The sequence below is a fragment of the Herminiimonas sp. genome, assembly GCF_030655415.1.
This window is the reverse complement of the sequence record NZ_JAURVN010000015.1, coordinates 93649-109751: the sequence shown is the minus strand read 5'-3', so window position 1 is coordinate 109751 and position 16103 is coordinate 93649. Positions and strand designations below refer to the sequence as shown.

At 50.0% G+C, this 16103-nt stretch carries 21 protein-coding genes and 1 tRNA gene; 5 read left to right on the top strand and 17 right to left on the bottom strand.

The window, feature by feature from the left end; all coding sequences use genetic code 11:
• Positions 1–269: 269 nt before the first annotated feature.
• Positions 270–884 (top strand): peptide-methionine (R)-S-oxide reductase MsrB, encoded by a 615-nt coding sequence (gene msrB, locus Q7T66_RS18040; protein ID WP_370691652.1) that lies wholly within the window; start codon positions 270–272, stop codon positions 882–884.
• A 42-nt stretch (positions 885–926) separates the two neighbouring features.
• Entirely contained in the window at positions 927–1649 is a 723-nt protein-coding gene (gene msrA, locus Q7T66_RS14880) for a peptide-methionine (S)-S-oxide reductase MsrA (RefSeq protein ID WP_304933870.1), read from the top strand.
• A 47-nt stretch (positions 1650–1696) separates the two neighbouring features.
• Here msrA and Q7T66_RS14885 read toward each other — a convergent pair whose 3' ends face one another.
• From Q7T66_RS14885 to petA, 7 genes are all read right to left on the bottom strand, one after another.
• Positions 1697–2896 carry a cation:proton antiporter gene (locus Q7T66_RS14885; protein WP_370691651.1) on the bottom strand — a complete coding sequence of 400 codons (1200 nt, stop codon included), beginning with the start codon at positions 2894–2896 and terminating at the stop codon, positions 1697–1699.
• A gap of 202 nt (positions 2897–3098) precedes the next feature.
• Positions 3099–3174: transfer RNA gene (locus tag Q7T66_RS14890), tRNA-Thr, on the bottom strand.
• Between the two features lie 28 nt (positions 3175–3202).
• Positions 3203–3712, bottom strand: a complete 510-nt coding sequence (locus tag Q7T66_RS14895) for a ClpXP protease specificity-enhancing factor (RefSeq protein WP_304933868.1) — start codon at positions 3710–3712, stop codon at positions 3203–3205.
• Positions 3713–3831: 119 nt separating this feature from the next.
• On the bottom strand, positions 3832–4443 hold the full coding sequence (locus Q7T66_RS14900) for a glutathione S-transferase N-terminal domain-containing protein (protein ID WP_011872413.1): 612 nt from the start codon (positions 4441–4443) through the stop codon (positions 3832–3834).
• 81 nt (positions 4444–4524) lie between these two features.
• Positions 4525–5289 carry a cytochrome c1 gene (locus Q7T66_RS14905; protein ID WP_304933867.1) on the bottom strand — a complete coding sequence of 255 codons (765 nt, stop codon included), beginning with the start codon at positions 5287–5289 and terminating at the stop codon, positions 4525–4527.
• Between the two features lie 22 nt (positions 5290–5311).
• Positions 5312–6718, bottom strand: a complete 1407-nt coding sequence (locus Q7T66_RS14910) for a cytochrome bc complex cytochrome b subunit (RefSeq protein WP_304933990.1) — start codon at positions 6716–6718, stop codon at positions 5312–5314.
• Positions 6718–7326, bottom strand: coding sequence for a ubiquinol-cytochrome c reductase iron-sulfur subunit (gene petA / locus Q7T66_RS14915; protein ID WP_304933866.1), 609 nt, complete (start codon positions 7324–7326; stop codon positions 6718–6720). The genes Q7T66_RS14910 and petA overlap by 1 nt, the downstream gene beginning before the upstream one ends.
• A gap of 274 nt (positions 7327–7600) precedes the next feature.
• On the opposite strand from petA, the gene mscL reads away from it, so the two are divergent.
• The gene (gene mscL, locus Q7T66_RS14920) at positions 7601–8011 is read left to right on the top strand and encodes a large conductance mechanosensitive channel protein MscL (protein ID WP_304933865.1); all 411 of its coding nucleotides are present in this window, start codon (positions 7601–7603) and stop codon (positions 8009–8011) included.
• 46 nt (positions 8012–8057) lie between these two features.
• Here the strand turns inward: mscL and Q7T66_RS14925 are convergent, their stop codons facing one another.
• Both Q7T66_RS14925 and Q7T66_RS14930 read right to left on the bottom strand, forming a co-directional pair.
• A complete protein-coding gene (locus tag Q7T66_RS14925; protein WP_304933864.1) occupies positions 8058–8789 on the bottom strand; it encodes a response regulator transcription factor in 732 nt (243 codons plus the stop codon).
• A 159-nt stretch (positions 8790–8948) separates the two neighbouring features.
• Positions 8949–9716 (bottom strand): Nif3-like dinuclear metal center hexameric protein, encoded by a 768-nt coding sequence (locus Q7T66_RS14930; protein WP_304933863.1) that lies wholly within the window; start codon positions 9714–9716, stop codon positions 8949–8951.
• A 13-nt stretch (positions 9717–9729) separates the two neighbouring features.
• Between Q7T66_RS14930 and Q7T66_RS14935 the strand changes: the two genes are divergently transcribed.
• Both Q7T66_RS14935 and Q7T66_RS14940 read left to right on the top strand, forming a co-directional pair.
• Positions 9730–10905 (top strand): Do family serine endopeptidase, encoded by a 1176-nt coding sequence (locus Q7T66_RS14935; RefSeq protein ID WP_304933862.1) that lies wholly within the window; start codon positions 9730–9732, stop codon positions 10903–10905.
• A gap of 39 nt (positions 10906–10944) precedes the next feature.
• On the top strand, positions 10945–11607 hold the full coding sequence (locus Q7T66_RS14940; RefSeq protein ID WP_304933861.1) for a DUF2461 domain-containing protein: 663 nt from the start codon (positions 10945–10947) through the stop codon (positions 11605–11607).
• A gap of 4 nt (positions 11608–11611) precedes the next feature.
• Here the strand turns inward: Q7T66_RS14940 and tatC are convergent, their stop codons facing one another.
• The 8 genes from tatC to hisA form a co-directional block, all read right to left on the bottom strand.
• The gene (gene tatC / locus Q7T66_RS14945; RefSeq protein ID WP_304933860.1) at positions 11612–12358 is read right to left on the bottom strand and encodes a twin-arginine translocase subunit TatC; all 747 of its coding nucleotides are present in this window, start codon (positions 12356–12358) and stop codon (positions 11612–11614) included.
• Between the two features lie 117 nt (positions 12359–12475).
• Complete coding sequence (tatB, locus tag Q7T66_RS14950) at positions 12476–12976, bottom strand: Sec-independent protein translocase protein TatB (RefSeq protein WP_304933859.1); 501 nt, start codon at positions 12974–12976, stop codon at positions 12476–12478.
• A gap of 70 nt (positions 12977–13046) precedes the next feature.
• Positions 13047–13277 carry a Sec-independent protein translocase subunit TatA gene (gene tatA / locus Q7T66_RS14955; protein WP_304933858.1) on the bottom strand — a complete coding sequence of 77 codons (231 nt, stop codon included), beginning with the start codon at positions 13275–13277 and terminating at the stop codon, positions 13047–13049.
• 47 nt (positions 13278–13324) lie between these two features.
• Positions 13325–13699 carry a histidine triad nucleotide-binding protein gene (locus tag Q7T66_RS14960; RefSeq protein ID WP_304933857.1) on the bottom strand — a complete coding sequence of 125 codons (375 nt, stop codon included), beginning with the start codon at positions 13697–13699 and terminating at the stop codon, positions 13325–13327.
• A gap of 54 nt (positions 13700–13753) precedes the next feature.
• A complete protein-coding gene (locus Q7T66_RS14965) occupies positions 13754–14095 on the bottom strand; it encodes a phosphoribosyl-ATP diphosphatase (RefSeq protein WP_304933856.1) in 342 nt (113 codons plus the stop codon).
• A 42-nt stretch (positions 14096–14137) separates the two neighbouring features.
• Positions 14138–14542 carry a phosphoribosyl-AMP cyclohydrolase gene (gene hisI / locus Q7T66_RS14970; RefSeq protein WP_304933855.1) on the bottom strand — a complete coding sequence of 135 codons (405 nt, stop codon included), beginning with the start codon at positions 14540–14542 and terminating at the stop codon, positions 14138–14140.
• Positions 14539–15303, bottom strand: coding sequence for an imidazole glycerol phosphate synthase subunit HisF (gene hisF, locus Q7T66_RS14975; RefSeq protein WP_304933854.1), 765 nt, complete (start codon positions 15301–15303; stop codon positions 14539–14541). The genes hisI and hisF overlap by 4 nt, the downstream gene beginning before the upstream one ends.
• The gene (gene hisA / locus Q7T66_RS14980; RefSeq protein WP_304933853.1) at positions 15300–16085 is read right to left on the bottom strand and encodes a 1-(5-phosphoribosyl)-5-[(5-phosphoribosylamino)methylideneamino]imidazole-4-carboxamide isomerase; all 786 of its coding nucleotides are present in this window, start codon (positions 16083–16085) and stop codon (positions 15300–15302) included. Before hisA ends, hisF begins: the two co-directional genes overlap by 4 nt.
• Positions 16086–16103: the final 18 nt, after the last annotated feature.

Genomic DNA, 16103 nt, shown 5'->3' with positions numbered 1-16103 from the left:
TTATATTAAAGAGTATTCTGCATACAATATAACCATTTTTTGTATACAAGCACCTCTTAATGCGCAGGATTATATTTATGGAAACGTTTGTCAAGCTAATTCGCCATAAATCCGGCACACCCATATACCAGCGACTATTTATCGTTGACCATCCGTAACCTTTTTCGCTGTACGACGAAATAACAGGTGAAAGCGAATCCGTTGATGCTCGCGGAACGTATACATCCATACGAGCGCGAATTTTTCGCATGCTTTATCAAGGAGACAAGATGATCAAAGATGGACCTAGCGTCAGCGGGACTAAGAAGCCTGATGATGAAACCAGTTCGCGCCGTACTTTATTGAAAGGCGGCATCGCGGCTTTGTTCAGCGGCATCTTTTCACGCGAAGTTGTTGCTGCGAGCACTGCGAAGGAATCTGCAGCCAAACCAAGTGAAGTATCGGTGGAGATTTTTTCAGCGTCCGGCAAGAGCGAAAAAATTGTGACGATCCCAAAAGTCATCAAGGCCGATGAGCAATGGAGCAAGCAGTTGTCTGTGCAAGCGTTCAAAGTCGCACGCAGAGCCGGCACTGAACGCGCATTCAGCGGCGAGTATGCGAAGAGTCATGGCGACGGCTTGTATCGGTGCATTTGCTGCGCCAACGCCTTGTTCGATTCCAAAACCAAGTTTGAATCTGGCACCGGCTGGCCTAGCTTCTGGCAGCCGATCTCTGCGTTAAATGTGAGCAAGAGTTCTGATCGCAGCTTCGGCATGCAGCGCGATGAAATTTCTTGCTCGCTGTGTGACGCACATTTGGGCCACGTCTTTAACGATGGTCCGAAACCTACTGGTTTGCGTTATTGCATGAATTCCGTGTCGCTGAATTTTGTGCCTCGCGGATAAATAACAGATCGTTTTTGTACGCTGTATCTTCAGGAGCATTCAATGAAATCAAGCAACAGAATACTCAGCGCTAAAATTGCTTTTCTATCCTTGCTGACACTAGGGGGTTTCGCATCCCCAATACTGCAAGCGGCCGAAGCACCGGTAGTAATCGCGCGCCCGGCAATCGACAATGCCAAAGCCAAGGGCGCTTTGCAAACGGCGGTGTTTGCAGGTGGATGTTTTTGGGGAGTGGAAGGCGTATTCGAACATGTGCGCGGCGTGCGCAATGTGGTGTCGGGCTATGCGGGCGGTGACAAGGCGAATGCAAATTACAATCTGGTGAGTCGCGGCAGCACCGGCCATGCCGAGGCAGTGCAAATCACTTTTGACCCAGCGGAAGTATCGTACGGTGAGTTATTGCAGATATTCTTCTCTGTCGCGCACGACCCAACGCAATTGAATCGTCAAGGGCCAGACAGCGGAACACAGTATCGCTCTGCGGTTTTTTATACTGATGACGCACAGCAAAAAGTAACGGATGCGTACGTCGCGCAATTGAATCAGGCGCATGTTTTTCGCAGCAACATCGTTACGCAAATCACGCCGCTGAAAGAGTTCTATCCAGCGGAGGAATATCATCAGAACTTCTTACAGCGTAATCCGCGGCATCCTTATATCGTCTATAACGATCTGCCGAAAATCAGCAACTTGAAGCGGATATTCCCTGCTGTATATGTGGACGAGCCGGTAGCCTCGAACAAGGCACAGCAAATGAAATTCTGATTTTGATGAAATGCGAGCACATGCTATGTGCTCGCATCGTAAGCAGCTCAGTTCGACTTGAAAATCAGTGACTTCAATTTTTGCAATTTTGGATACACGATAGGTACCGTAAGCATCGTGCTAGCCACCGCCATCAGTAACAATGCGGTAAATGTTTCATTGGTGATGATCTGCTTATCCAGCAGAATATTAGCGAAGATGATCATGATCAGCGCTTTGGTCTGCAACAACCATCCGATAATCGAAGCTTCACCTTTTTCCCACTTAAGAATTTTACCGGCGGCATGAATGCCCGCCAGCTTGCCGAATACGGAGGCAATCAGCAATACTGCCGCCGCCGCAAATACCGCGATCCCACCGACATCCCAGTTTGTTCTCAAGCCTGTGCTCAGAAAGAATACCGGCATAATGGTCAGCAGCACGTGATGTCGCAACAGGTCCATCTTCTCCTGATTAAACCAGTGCGCGTCCATCACTGCGCCAGCGAGGAAGGCGCCAACCATGAAGTGCAAGCCAGCCCAATCAGCCGCAAAACTGCAGACCGCTAACCAGATCAAGCTTACATACCAGCGGTCACTTTCTTCCAGCTTGACCATGAGCCGGCGAAACAGGAATGTAGCCACTGCAAATGCCAGCAAAAATCCGACCTGCCTGCCGACGCGTGTCCAGTCTAGCAAGATGATTGCGAGGACGCCCCATATCGCGATGTCGTCCAAGCTGGCGTAACGCAAGATGCGTTGGCCGATCGGCTGCCGCAAAATATTGAGTTTTTCCATCAGCAAAATAAGAATCGGCAATGCTGTTACCGCGCATGCCATGCCTACGCCCAACACAAATTGCCAGGTCATTGCTTTGGGACCGATCCAACCGCTGTACATCAGCATGCCCGCAGCAGCGATGCAGCCGAAGAACAAGGGACTACCTAATGCCAAGCCAGCTGTAATACAGCTTTCGCGTCGATGCTCCCAAGCCTTTTTCAAATCAAGCTCGATACCGGCAATCATGACAAACAACATGACCGCCCACCAGGCAATGCCGTTCAGCGATTGAATAACCGGTGGCGTAAATACGAATTTGTAATAGTCAGGGAAAACTGCGCCGAGGATGCCGGGCCCGAGCAAAATGCCGGCAATGATTTGCACCACGACGAGAGGCGCGTAGTAATCGGTTTTGAAAATGCGCCAGATCAGGTACGGCACACTGAAAATCAGCAGCATCGCGATCAGGAAAATTTCAGTAGTGGTCATTGCATGCATATAAGTCTGCCTTAGTGGGTAGATAGTCCGTTGCAACCGCGCTAACAGTCAAAACCCAGCGAGTGTAAATAACTTCCCTAGTCTAGCCAAGCCTATTCGCTTGCGACCGAATTAGGGCTGTCGCAAATTGCAGACGCGATGCGAGCAGGCAAGAAAAAACCCTCTGCAACTTTCGTTACAGAGGGTTTTTATTTGGTGCCGACTGCCGGTTTCGAACTGGCCACCTGATGATTACAAATCAACTGCTCTACCAAATGAGCTAAGTCGGCGAAACTTTTTCGCAGCGCGTATTCTACGCTATTTAATCCGAGTTAGTGTAGGTCTTCCACCTTTTTTTGGTGGATCAGGCTCATCGTCCGATTCAACCGCCACATTTTTTTCATTTGGCTTGGGTGCGGTAGGCACCGAAGTCAATGCAGGCCCTGATGAAGACTGGATAGGCTGGGCTGAAGAATCTTCAGCTTGCTCGTCCGCGCCCTCTGCATCGTCTGACTTGACAGTCGCCTCGAACGCCATGCCCTGCCCGTTTTCGCGTGCATAGATGGCAACAACATTATCGACAGGAACCGAAATGTCGCGAGAGACGCCGCCAAAACGCGCACTGAAACGAACCAGATCGTTGTCCATCTTCAAGCCACTCGTGGCGCTGAAGCTGATGTTGAGGACGATCTCGCCGTTCTTGACGAATTCCATAGGCACGCGTGTGCCCGCGTCGACTACCGCGGCCATGTACGGTGTATAGCCGTTGTCCGTGCACCATTCGTAAATGGCACGTAACAGATAAGGTTTGGTAGAAGTTTCAGACATGATGCCTATCGATGCGATGCAGGTAAAAAGTGTGCCATGAAATGTAGACAATGTCGTTGAATGAAGTACAAGATAGAAATCAGGCTTTCACTCAACGACCTTGATGCATGGCGCAAATTTTAACGACGCATGACCTTTTCAGATGGGGTCAACGCTTCGATGTAAGCAGGACGCGAGAAGATGCGTTCTGCGTACTTCATCAACGGTGCAGCAGTTTTCGACAATTCGATACCGTAGTGATCCAAACGCCACAGCAATGGAGCGATCGCGACATCCAGCATCGAGAATTCATCGCCCAGCATGTATTTGTTTTTCAGGAACAATGGTGCCAGCGTGGTCAGGCGATCGCGGATTTCATTGCGTGCTTTTTCCTGCGCTTTTTCACCGCTGCGGCCTTTGTCGTTTTCCAACACGTGGACGTGGATGAACAATTCTTTTTCAAAATTGAACAACATCAAACGAGCACGAGCACGCATCAATGGGTCAGCCGGCATCAATTGTGGATGCGGGAAACGCTCATCGATGTATTCATTGATGATATTGGATTCGTACAAAATCAAATCGCGCTCAACCAGAATCGGCACTTGGCCGTACGGGTTCATTGTCGAGATGTCTTCTGGTTTGTTAAACAGATCCACATCGCGTACTTCAAAGTCCATGCCTTTTTCAAACAGGACCAGGCGGCAGCGTTGCGAAAATGGGCAAGTGGTGCCCGAATAGAGAACCATCATTTTTATAGTTCCTTAGAAACAAAGGGGTGAGACGCAGGCGGCTCACCCCAAAACAAATGCCCGCAGAGTACGGGCAACAAATTACTTGATATCTTTCCAGTAGGAAGCGTTCAAGCGCCAGGTGATTACGATAAATACACCCAGGAACATCAATACCCAAGCGCCTAGGCGTTTGCGGGTATTTTGAGCAGGCTCAGCCATCCAGGTCATGAATGACACCAGATCAGCAACGGATTTATCGTATTCAAGTGCAGTCAGCGTGCCAGGAGTAATTTGCTCAAAACCAGCAAATTTATGGATCACCTTGCTCGCATCATGCGGATCTTTTTCGTCGACGAACTTGGCTGCACGTGTACCTTGCAACTCCCACAATACGTGCGGCATTGCCACGTTAGGGTAAGTCAGGTTATTCCAGCCAGTCGCGCGCGTATCGTCTTTATAGTAGGTACGCAGATAGGTATAGAGCCAATCCGGTCCCGAACCTGCGCTGGATGCTTTGGCACGGGCGATCACCGATAAATCCGGTGGCGCTGCGCCAAACCATTCCTTCGCATCTTTCGCCGTCATCGCAATCGTCATCATGCTGCCGACCTTGTCGGACGTGAACAGCAAATTGGTCTTGATTTGTTCTTCGGTCAGACCCAAGTCTTGCAACTTGTTGTAGCGCAAAGAGGATGCCGAATGACAGTTCAAGCAATAGTTAACAAAGAGCTTGGCGCCGTTCTGCAAAGCCGCGAGGTCTTTGGTGTGGTCTGGCGCTTTATCCAGTGGGAAGCCACCTTCCGCGGCCAATGCCAAGCCTGGTAAAAGTACTAGCGTCGCAATCAGTTTTTTCATCAAGTTCATGATTCTATTATCCCTTTGCGGCTTAGTGCGGATGGAAAACGACGCGATCCGGCACAGGCTTGAACGTTCCCATCGAACTCCACCATGGCATCAGCAGGAAGAAGCCGAAGTAGATGAAGGTACCAATCTGCGAAACCGCAGTACCGATAGGTGTAGGCGCTTGCACACCAAGATAACCGAGGACGACGAACATAATGCCGAAAACGATATAAATGTATTTGTGCCAGCTTGGGCGATAGCGTATCGATTTAACCGGCGACACATCAAACCATGGCAGACCGAACATGATCATGACCGATACGCCCATCAACACCACGCCCCAGAATTTTGCATCGGTAACAAACATCGCTACGATGACAAGCAGACCGATTACCGCAGCGGCAGCTTTGAACTTGGTCGCCAAACGCGTTTTCAAAATGATCAGCGCGACGTATGCGGCGACACCTGCAGCCAGCCACACCATGAAGTCTGAAGTAACCGCACGCAGAATCGAATAGAAAGGCGTGAAGTACCAGACCGGAGCAATATGCGGCGGCGTTTTCAGCGGGTCAGCTGGAACGAAGTTGTTGTACTCGAGGAAGTAACCACCCATTTCCGGCGCGAAGAACACCACACTGGTGAACACGAACAGGAAAATCGTCACGATGAAAATATCGTGCACCGAGTAGTAAGGATGGAAAGGAATGCCGTCGCGCGGAACGCCTTTTTCATCCAATGTTTCCTTGATTTCAACGCCATCCGGATTGTTCGAACCTACTTCGTGCAAGGCAACGATGTGCGCCACAACCAGGCCGATCAACACTAATGGAATCGCGATCACGTGGAACGCGAAGAAGCGGTTCAAGGTTGCATCGGAAACGACATAGTCACCACGAATCCACAGCGACAGATCAGGGCCGATGAAAGGAATCGCGCCGAACAAGTTAACAATAACCTGCGCACCCCAATACGACATTTGGCCCCAAGGCAGCAAGTAACCGAAGAACGCTTCAGCCATCAGGCACAAGAAAATACCGACGCCGAACAACCAGACCAATTCACGTGGCTTGCGATACGAGCCGTACAACAGGCCGCGCAACATATGAATATAGACCACCACGAAAAACGCTGAAGCACCAGTCGAATGCATGTAGCGCACCAACCAGCCCCAAGGCACATCACGCATGATGTATTCAACCGAAGCGAATGCCAGAGCGGCGTCCGGTTTGTAATGCATCACGAGGAAAATACCGGTAACGATTTGAATCACCAGCACCAACAATGCCAGCGAACCGAATACGTACAGGAAGTTGAAGTTTTTCGGCGCGTAGTACTCGGACAGATGCGCTTTATAAGTAGACGACAGCGGGAAACGCGCGTCGACCCAGTTCAATGCTTTTTCTGCAATAGGTGCGTCGGCAGGAAGTTGTTTTTCGTGGAAAGCCATGATTACGCCTCGCCTTTCTCGTCTTTACCGATGACCAGTTTGGAATCACCCACAAACATGTGACGTGGTACTTCGAGATTGTCGGGCGCAGGTTTGTTTTTGAATACACGACCAGCCAGATCGAAGGTCGATCCGTGGCATGGGCACAAGAAGCCGCCATGCCAATCATCTGGCAGCGAAGGCTGTGCGCCGGTCTGGAAGCGGGTTACAGGCGAGCAGCCGAGATGAGTACAGATACCAACCGCAACCAGGATTTCTGGCTTGATGGAGCGATATTCATTGCGAGCATATTCCGGTGTCAATTCATCCGGCTTGCGTTCCGAGTTCGGATCGGCCACTTCACCGTCAACCTGTTTGATACCTGCCAGCATTTCGGGCGAACGTTTCAAGATCCAGACTGGCTTACCGCGCCATTCCACGGTCTTGAGTTCGCCTGGTACCAGAGAACTGATGTCAACTTCGACAGGTGCACCGGCAGCTTTCGCACGTTCCGAAGGCTGAAATGTAGATACTAAAACGCCTGTTGTAGCCAACCCAGCCACACCGCCTGCTGCGCACGTGGCGACGAGCAAGCCACGTCGACCGGAATCGACCTGCTTTTCGTTACTCATACCAACCCCAATCGTCAAAATGCGAAATCTGTACGAAACTTCTAGCAACCTTTGATTATATCGAAGGCAACGTCCGTTTTGAAGAGAATCGCTGTCTCAAAGCCCATTTTGCTGAACTTTTATAATAATTCTGTTGTTGTATCTACTTATTTGCGACGCATTATCCATCGAATTTGCCTGAAATAGCGGAAATTTAATTTGACGTTTAAGCCCCCTAAATCTAGGATACGCTGGCGCATTGCACTTTTACAAACATGTTAAACGGAGAATTGCCATGGGCATGATGCAGGAATTTAAAGCTTTTGCAATAAAAGGAAACGTTGTTGATTTGGCAGTTGCGGTCATTATCGGCGGAGCATTCGGCAAAATTGTCGATTCGGCGGTTAAGGACATCATCATGCCTATCGTCGGCAAAATTTTCGGCGGACTCGATTTCGCCAATTATTATTTACCATTGAATAATCAAGATCCAAGCCTGCCGTTGGTAGAGGCGCAGAAGCTTGGCGCTGTTTTCGCATACGGTAACTTCATCACGATTTCGATCAACTTCCTTATTTTGGCATTCATCATTTTTCAGATGGTACGCATTCTGAATAAATTGAAAAAAGATGAGCCTGTAGTGGAAGCTGCAACACCAGAAGATATTGTGTTGCTGCGCGAAATTCGCGACTCACTGAAAAAATAAATAAAAAGCCGCCAGATTTGGCGGCTTTTTATTTGATACCTCTACATCAAGCATCACGCTTGGATTTAAGCTGATCCATCTGCAGCAAACCACGACGATTGGCTTCATACACGGCTTCGCCGCGCGAATGCACAGACAGCTTGTCGTAAATATTTTTAATATGCGTCTGCACGGTGCCGACTGACAAGGTCAGCTGTTTGGCGACATCACCGTAACTATCGCCACATGCGATCAAATCAAGAATAGCCGCTTCACGCTTGGTCAAAAATACTTGCGGACCGGTTTCCTTATCGACTTGCTCAGACGCCGCATCGGTCACTTTTTTATCATCGCGCATGCGTGACAAAAGCTTGCGGGCAATCGTTGGACTAATAGGCGAACCGCCGGTATGCAGTTCCAGCAAAGAACGTCCGATATCAAGTTGACCCGCATCTTTTAAAACATATCCGGATGCGCCGGCTTCTATGCTGTCGACTACGCTGTCTTGATCGCTGGAGGTGGTGATAACCATGATGTTGCAGTCGGGATAGCGCTCGGCGCAAAAACGTATGATGTCTATCCCCGAGCCGTCTGGCAAACCCAGATCAACCAGCAAGACATCTGGCTGTTGTTGCAGTAACCAGCTCAATGCTGACTTCACACTATCGAGTGCGTCCAGCAATTTGAATGCAGGTTCTTTTTCTATCCCTAAACACAATGCGCGCCGTGTTACCGCGTCGTCTTCAACAACTAAAACTGTGATGGGCTTAGACGGCGTATCCGTTATCGGTTGCGACATGATTATCGGTATCCCTGTCTCTGGCACGCATACGATGCGCGCTCTGTCTATTTTCGAATTGGTAGTTATACCATAGCAATTTATAGATTTGTCATACGTACCGTGTTGAAACGAATCAATGCGCGAATTAATAAACACATCTATATACACGTCAATAAATCACACTGGATTATCAATGTCGATAAAGTGATGGGCGATGCCGAATTGTGCAGCCAGATGTTCGCCCAAAGCCTGCACGCCATAACGCTCGGTGGCGTGATGCCCGCATGCAAGATAAGCGACGCCACTCTCACGCGCCAAATGTACTGTTGGTTCGGAAATTTCACCGCTTAAATATACGTTGGCACCAGCGGCAATCGCATCGCCCAACAAACTTTGCGCAGCGCCCGTGCACCAGGCAATCTTGCCTAGCTTTTGTGCGGGATCGCCAATCACCAGCGGCCTGCGGCCTAATTGGCGTTCGACTTGCTGCGCCAAATCCGCTACCGATGTAATCGAGGCATCGTTCATTGCGCCCAACCAGCCCAGATCATCTTCACCAAAACGGGATTCAGCTTGCAAGCCCAGGCGTCGCGCGAGCTGTGCATTGTTGCCAAACTCTGCATGCATATCGAGCGGCAAATGATAGGCGAATAAATTGACGTCATTTGCCAGCAACAATTTCAAACGCTTGTGTTTTTGTCCGATCACGCGGGCATCTTCGCCGCGCCAGAAATAACCGTGATGCACCAGAATTGCATCGGCACCGTTTTCAATCGCTGCCTCAAGCAAAGCCTGACTCGCAGTCACGCCACTCACCAGTTTTTTAATTTCTTTACGACCTTCAACCTGCAAGCCGTTTGGGCAAAAATCTCGAAAACGAGTAATATCAAGCGTTCTCGCCAGATATTTGGCAAGATCATCTCTATCTATCATTTTCTGACTCATTTTCCCTACCTTTATGCGACGTCTCTGGCTGTTGTTTGCGCAAACCGTAACTGTCGGTTTAGCAATTTTGTTTATTGTAACGACCTTGAAGCCCGAGTGGGCAGGTGGCGTATTAGGCGGCGGGCAAAAAATCCGCAGCGCGACATCGGTGCCGATGCTGGAGGCGCCGCCAAATGCCGCAGCAACGCAAGGCTCATTTCGCGATGCTGCCAAAATAGCGATGCCGTCGGTAGTTAACATTTTCACCAGCAAAACTGCCGCGCCTTCGCAAAATCCATTCATGGACGATCCGTTTTTCCGGAAGTTTTTCGGTGATCGTTTTGATGATCAACAAGAAAAACAAGTCAGCCTCGGCTCAGGCGTGATCGTCAGTGCACAAGGTTACATCCTCACCAACAATCACGTGGTTGAAGCGGCGGATGAAATCGAAGTTGCGCTGGCTGACGGCCGCAAAGCAATTGCCAAAGTGGTTGGCGCCGATCCAGAAACTGATCTGGCCGTCGTCAAAATCGATCTGGATAATCTACCTGCCATCACGCTTGGTCATGTAGAAGATGCGCGCGTCGGCGATGCAGTACTGGCAATCGGCAATCCATTCGGCGTGGGCCAAACGGTCACGATGGGTATTATTTCTGCCCTGGGCCGCAATCATCTGGGCATTCTGGATGCGTTTGAAAACTTCATTCAAACCGACGCGGCGATCAATCCGGGCAACTCTGGCGGTGCATTGATCGATGCCAACGGCAATCTGCTCGGCATCAACACCGCAATCTATTCACGTAGTGGAGGCTCGCTAGGCATAGGCTTCGCGATCCCAGTCACCACCGTCAAATCGGTGATGGATGCAATCATCAAGAACGGTCAGGTAGTCCGCGGGTATATCGGCGTCGAGCCGCAAGACATCACACCTGAACTGGCAGAAAGCTTTGGCCTGAAGAAAACCAATGGCGCCATTATTGCCGGCGTATTGAAAGGCGGCCCAGCAGATAAAGCGGGGATGCAGCCGGGAGATATTCTGGTTTCCGTGGAAGACAAAGCGGTAACGGATATGGCGGATATGCTGAACCAAATCGCGCAACTTTCGCCAGGCAAAAAAGCCAAAATGGTCGTGTTGCGCAGGAATCAGGAAACTACGCTAAACATCACAATTGGTATGCGTCCGAAAGCGCCGCCACGCACCGCTGAATAATATCCAAAAAGATAGACGCACTTAATCAGACACACCTTTATGCATATTCGCGACCTCACACAATTCCTGGCCGAGTTATCGGAAAACAATAATCGCGCATGGTTTGTCATGAACAAACCACGCTACGATATTTTGCGCGCTGAATTTTTGGAGTTGGTAACTGGCTTGATCGCGGACATTAGCAAGTTTGATCCAGCAGTTGCAGGCTGCAATCCAAAGAAAGCCTTGTTCCGCATCAATCGCGATATGCGTTTTTCGAAAGAGAAGATTCCGTACAAGACGCACTTCTCTGCAGCGATCAATGCCAGCGGCTTGAAGAAGCCCAGTCAAGGCGGCGGCCCGACTTATTACTTCCACATTGATCAAACTGGAACATTGCTGATTGCAGGTGGCGAATGGATGCCGCCAGCTGAGCGCTTGCGCGCGATACGTGAATACGTCATCGCCGATGCAACGGGATTTTCAAAGCTATTGAAAAACAAGAAGTTGAAAGAGACTTACGGCGATTTGCAGCAGGAAGGGAAATTGACGCGCCCACCAAAAGGTTTTGACGCCGATGTGCCGCATCTTGAATACATCAAGTTGAAAAGCTTCATCGTATGGAAAGAAGTCGACATCAAGAAAGTGACGGACCTGGAAAAGACCTTGGCATCCGAATTCAAGGATGCCTATCCGCTGATTACCTGGCTGCGCCAGGCTTAGTGATTCAGGTCGATTCGGATTCTTTAGGCGCCTGCGTGATCTTCACGAACAGCGGCGCCAACAGCAAACCTACTTCGTACAAAATACACAAAGGAACGGCCAGCAATAACTGGCTCATCACGTCCGGCGGCGTCACCACCGCTGCGATCACAAATGCACCGACAATCACGTAAGGACGTATCTGTTTGAGTTTCTCCACAGAGACCAGTCCCATGCGCACCAGCACGATCACAATCACCGGCACTTCAAACGTCAGGCCGAAGGCGATGAACATCGTCATCACAAAGCCGAAGTAGCTATCGATATCCGGCGCGACAGAAATCGACTTAGGTGCAAAGTTATTGATGAAATGAAAAATGACGCCGAACACAAAGAAATAACAGAAGGCAACGCCGATCATGAACAAGGCTGACGACGATATCACCAGCGGGGCGATCAACTTCTTTTCGTGCGTATACAAACCTGGCGCAACGAAAGCCCATAGCTGATACAGCACCCACGGCAACGAGATAATAAAGGCCACCAGCATCGTGACCTTGACCGGGATCAGGAATGGTGTGATCACGCCGGTCGCGATCATCTTGCTACCTTCGGGCAATGCCAACATCATCGGACGCGCGAGGAAGTCGTAAATGTCGCCGGCCCAAGGCATCAGGCAAAGAAAAATCACAATCACGACGATAGACGCCTTCATCAAGCGACTGCGCAACTCGACTAAATGTGAAATGAATGAATCTTCGTTACCTAGCATGTCTTTATCTTCATTCAGTGTGCTGCAGCGTTGCAAGCACCGGAGAGAATAATTAATTATTCAAATTAAACGGCTGCGCAAACATATTTGCTGCGACCGTTTATTTTTATCGGTGCATCAATTGAAAAAAGGCGTGGACTTGCGCGCACTCGCCGGACGAAATTTTGCCATGCGTGCCGCACCAGAAATGACGCGCGATTTTTGTCCGCTTTGACGTTTGTACCAGGAAGGCACTGCAGAAGTCGCAGCCAGTTTTTTCTTGCGAAAATTTTTCGATTTGTCTGATGACTGATCGTAGGTCGGCGGCTCCATCAAAGGATTGATGTCGGTATCCGAACCTTCCCACGCAGAATGCAAACCACTGTCTGCTGCGGATATATTTTTCGTAATACTGCGCTCAACATCGCTGGCCGCATCCTGCACATCCTTGTGCATCTTGCGCAGCTCATCCAGCTCCATCTCGCGACTTACTTCGGATTTGACGTCATTGATATAGCGTTGCGCACGACCAAACAAAGTGCCGGCCATGCGCGCTACTTTAGGCAATTTTTCCGGCCCGATGAACACCAGTGCCGCAACACCAATGATCGCAAGTTTGGAGAAGGCAATATCGATCATAGGATGGACGATAGGCTAAATGATTTGTGAGCAGCGTCATGGCGATAGCCGTTACGCAACGCACAAGACATCAGCTGTTCGACTTCTCTTTCACTTCAACATCAACAGTACCTTTGTCTACAACTTGTGTAGGCGCAGCGTTCTGGGCAGTAGGTTTTTCATCTTCACCTTTCATGCCATCCTTGAATCCTTTGACTGCTTTGCCGACGTCGGTACCCATGCTGCCGATTTTTTTGGTGCCGAAAACCAGTGCAACAATAACCAGTACGATCAACCAGTGCCAGATACTAAATGAACCCATTATTTTCTCCTCAAAGGACGCTGTCGTCCGGAATTCAGAATCGTTCGTTAAGCCAGTGAGCGCTGCCACGGACGCGGACCGCCTATCACATGCATATGCAGATGGTACACCTCTTGCCCACCATCAGGCCCGGTATTGAATAGTGTTTTAAAACCACCTTGCGGCGCACCGTTCGCATCCACGCTGTAACCGCAACCAAGCTCTTTTGCCAACTTGGGAGCAAGCAAGGATATTTTACCCAACAAAGCGGCATCGCTTTCATTGCAATCTGCCAAAGTTGCCAGATGTTTTTTTGGAATGATCAGGAAGTGAATAGGCGCAGCCGGATTGATGTCGTTGAATGCGAGCACATCGTCGTCTTCGTAAATAATTTGCGCAGGAATTTGTTTGGCGGCAATTTTACAAAAAATACAATTATCCAAATGAATCTCCGTGGGGGCTATGATCAAATCAGGCGCAAGTAAATGCAACGCATGTCAGTCGGCTTTGCGACTGGCCTTTTCGGCTATACCGGAAATGCCTTCGCGGCGCGCCAGTTCGTTGAGTACATCTTGTGGCTTCAGATCAAATTGCGCGAGCAACACTGCGGTGTGAAACCAGAGGTCGGCACATTCATACAGCACATGCGATTTATCGCCATCAACACGCGCATCTTTTGCTGCCATGACCAACTCTGTCGCTTCTTCGCCGATTTTTTTTAAAATCGCGTCGTCGCCTTTGACGAACAGTTTGGCCACATACGATTTTTCCGGGTCACCACCATTCGCTGGTTTGCGCGACTCTAGTACATCGGACAAACGTTTCAGTGTTTCACTCATGACGAGTTTGCCTTGTTTTATTTTTAAACTTATTTTTAAATTTTATTTGTAAAACGTCTTCGGGTCTTTCAGCACCGGCTCTACCGTTTGCCATTCGCCCTCTTTTACATCGCCTTCAAATTTCTGGAAGAAGCACGAGTGACGTCCGGTGTGGCAAGCAATCTCACCGACCTGCTCCACTTTTAGCAAGACCACATCTTCGTCGCAATCGAGGCGCACTTCATGCACTTTTTGTGTGTGACCGGATTCCTCACCCTTGTGCCACAACTTCTTGCGCGAGCGGCTCCAGTAAATTGCTTCGCCGGAGGTGATGGTTTTTTCCAATGCTTCGCGATTCATCCACGCAAACATCAATACATCGTTAGTACCAACTTCTTGTGCGATGACCGGCACTAGGCCGTGCTCATCCCACTTCACTTTATTCAACCATTTTGCGCTGCCGCTCATACCAACCTCATCGCAATACCTTGTTCGGCCATGAAGCGCTTGGCTTCCTGCACTGTGTGCTGACCGTAATGAAAAATACTCGCTGCCAATACAGCATCGGCACGACCTATTTTTACACCGTCTGCCAAATCCTGCAGACCACCGACGCCGCCCGATGCGATCACCGGAATACTGATCGCATCCGATACCGAACGCGTCAAGTCAAGATCAAAACCAATCTTGGTGCCGTCTCTGTCCATGCTGGTCAGCAGGATTTCACCCGCGCCCAGGCTTTCCATTTTCTTGGCCCATTCGATCGCATCCAGACCGGTTGCCTTGCGGCCGCCATGTGTAAAAACTTCCCAACGGCCATCCGATGCTTTCTTCGCATCGATGGCGACGACTATGCATTGCGAACCATACTTTTGCGACGCGTCGAATACCAGTTGTGGATTGCTGATCGCTGAACTGTTAATACCAACTTTGTCTGCGCCGGCATTCAACAAACGCCGCACATCGTCGACGGCGCGCACGCCACCACCAACCGTCAATGGAATAAATACCTTCGATGCGACAGCTTCGATAATGTCGAGTATCAGGTCGCGGCCATCCGAGGTCGCGGTGATGTCGAGAAAAGTAATTTCGTCCGCGCCCTGATCATCGTAACGTTTGGCGATTTCTACCGGATCACCGGCGTCGCGCAATTCCAGAAAATTGACACCCTTGACGACGCGACCAGCAGTCACATCCAGACAAGGGATGATGCGTTTTGCCAATGTCATTCGTCTGCTTCCGGTTCGAAACCGCTCAATTCGTCTGCCCTGTCCTGCGCTGAGCGCAGATCCAATGTGCCTTCGTAAATCGAACGGCCACAGATCACGCCTTCAATGCCTTCGTCCTGCACTGCACACAAGGATTCAACGTCCTTGATATTGTGCACGCCGCCGGATGCGATCACCGGAATTGTCATGCTTTGCGCCAGCTTGACCGTCGCTTCGATGTTTACGCCGCCCATCATGCCGTCGCGGCCGATGTCGGTGTAGATGATCGATTCGCAACCGTAATCTTCAAATTTTTTCGCCAGGTCGATCACTTCGTGACCGGACAATTTGCTCCAGCCGTCAGTTGCGACTTTGCCGTCCTTGGCATCGAGGCCGACAATGATCTGGCCCGGGAAAGCGCTGCATGCATCGTGCAAAAAGCCAGGATTCTTGACCGCAGCGGTGCCGATGATGATGTAGCTCAAACCATCGTCGAGGTAACGTTCTATCGTATCCAAATCACGGATCCCACCGCCGAGCTGAACCGGGATTTCTTCAATCCCGTTTTTCTCTGCGTATTCGCGGACTGCTTGCAGAATGGCTTTGACTGCGGGCTCATTCTTAGGCTTGCCGGCGAACGCGCCGTTCAAATCAACCAGATGCAGGCGACGTGCACCTTGCTCCAGCCAGTGGCGCGCCATATCGGCTGGGTCTTCGGAGAATACGGTAGCTTGTTCCATATCGCCTTGTTTCAGGCGAACGCAGTGACCGTCTTTGAGATCGATGGCAGGTATGAGCAGCATGGATGCGTTGAGTTTAAA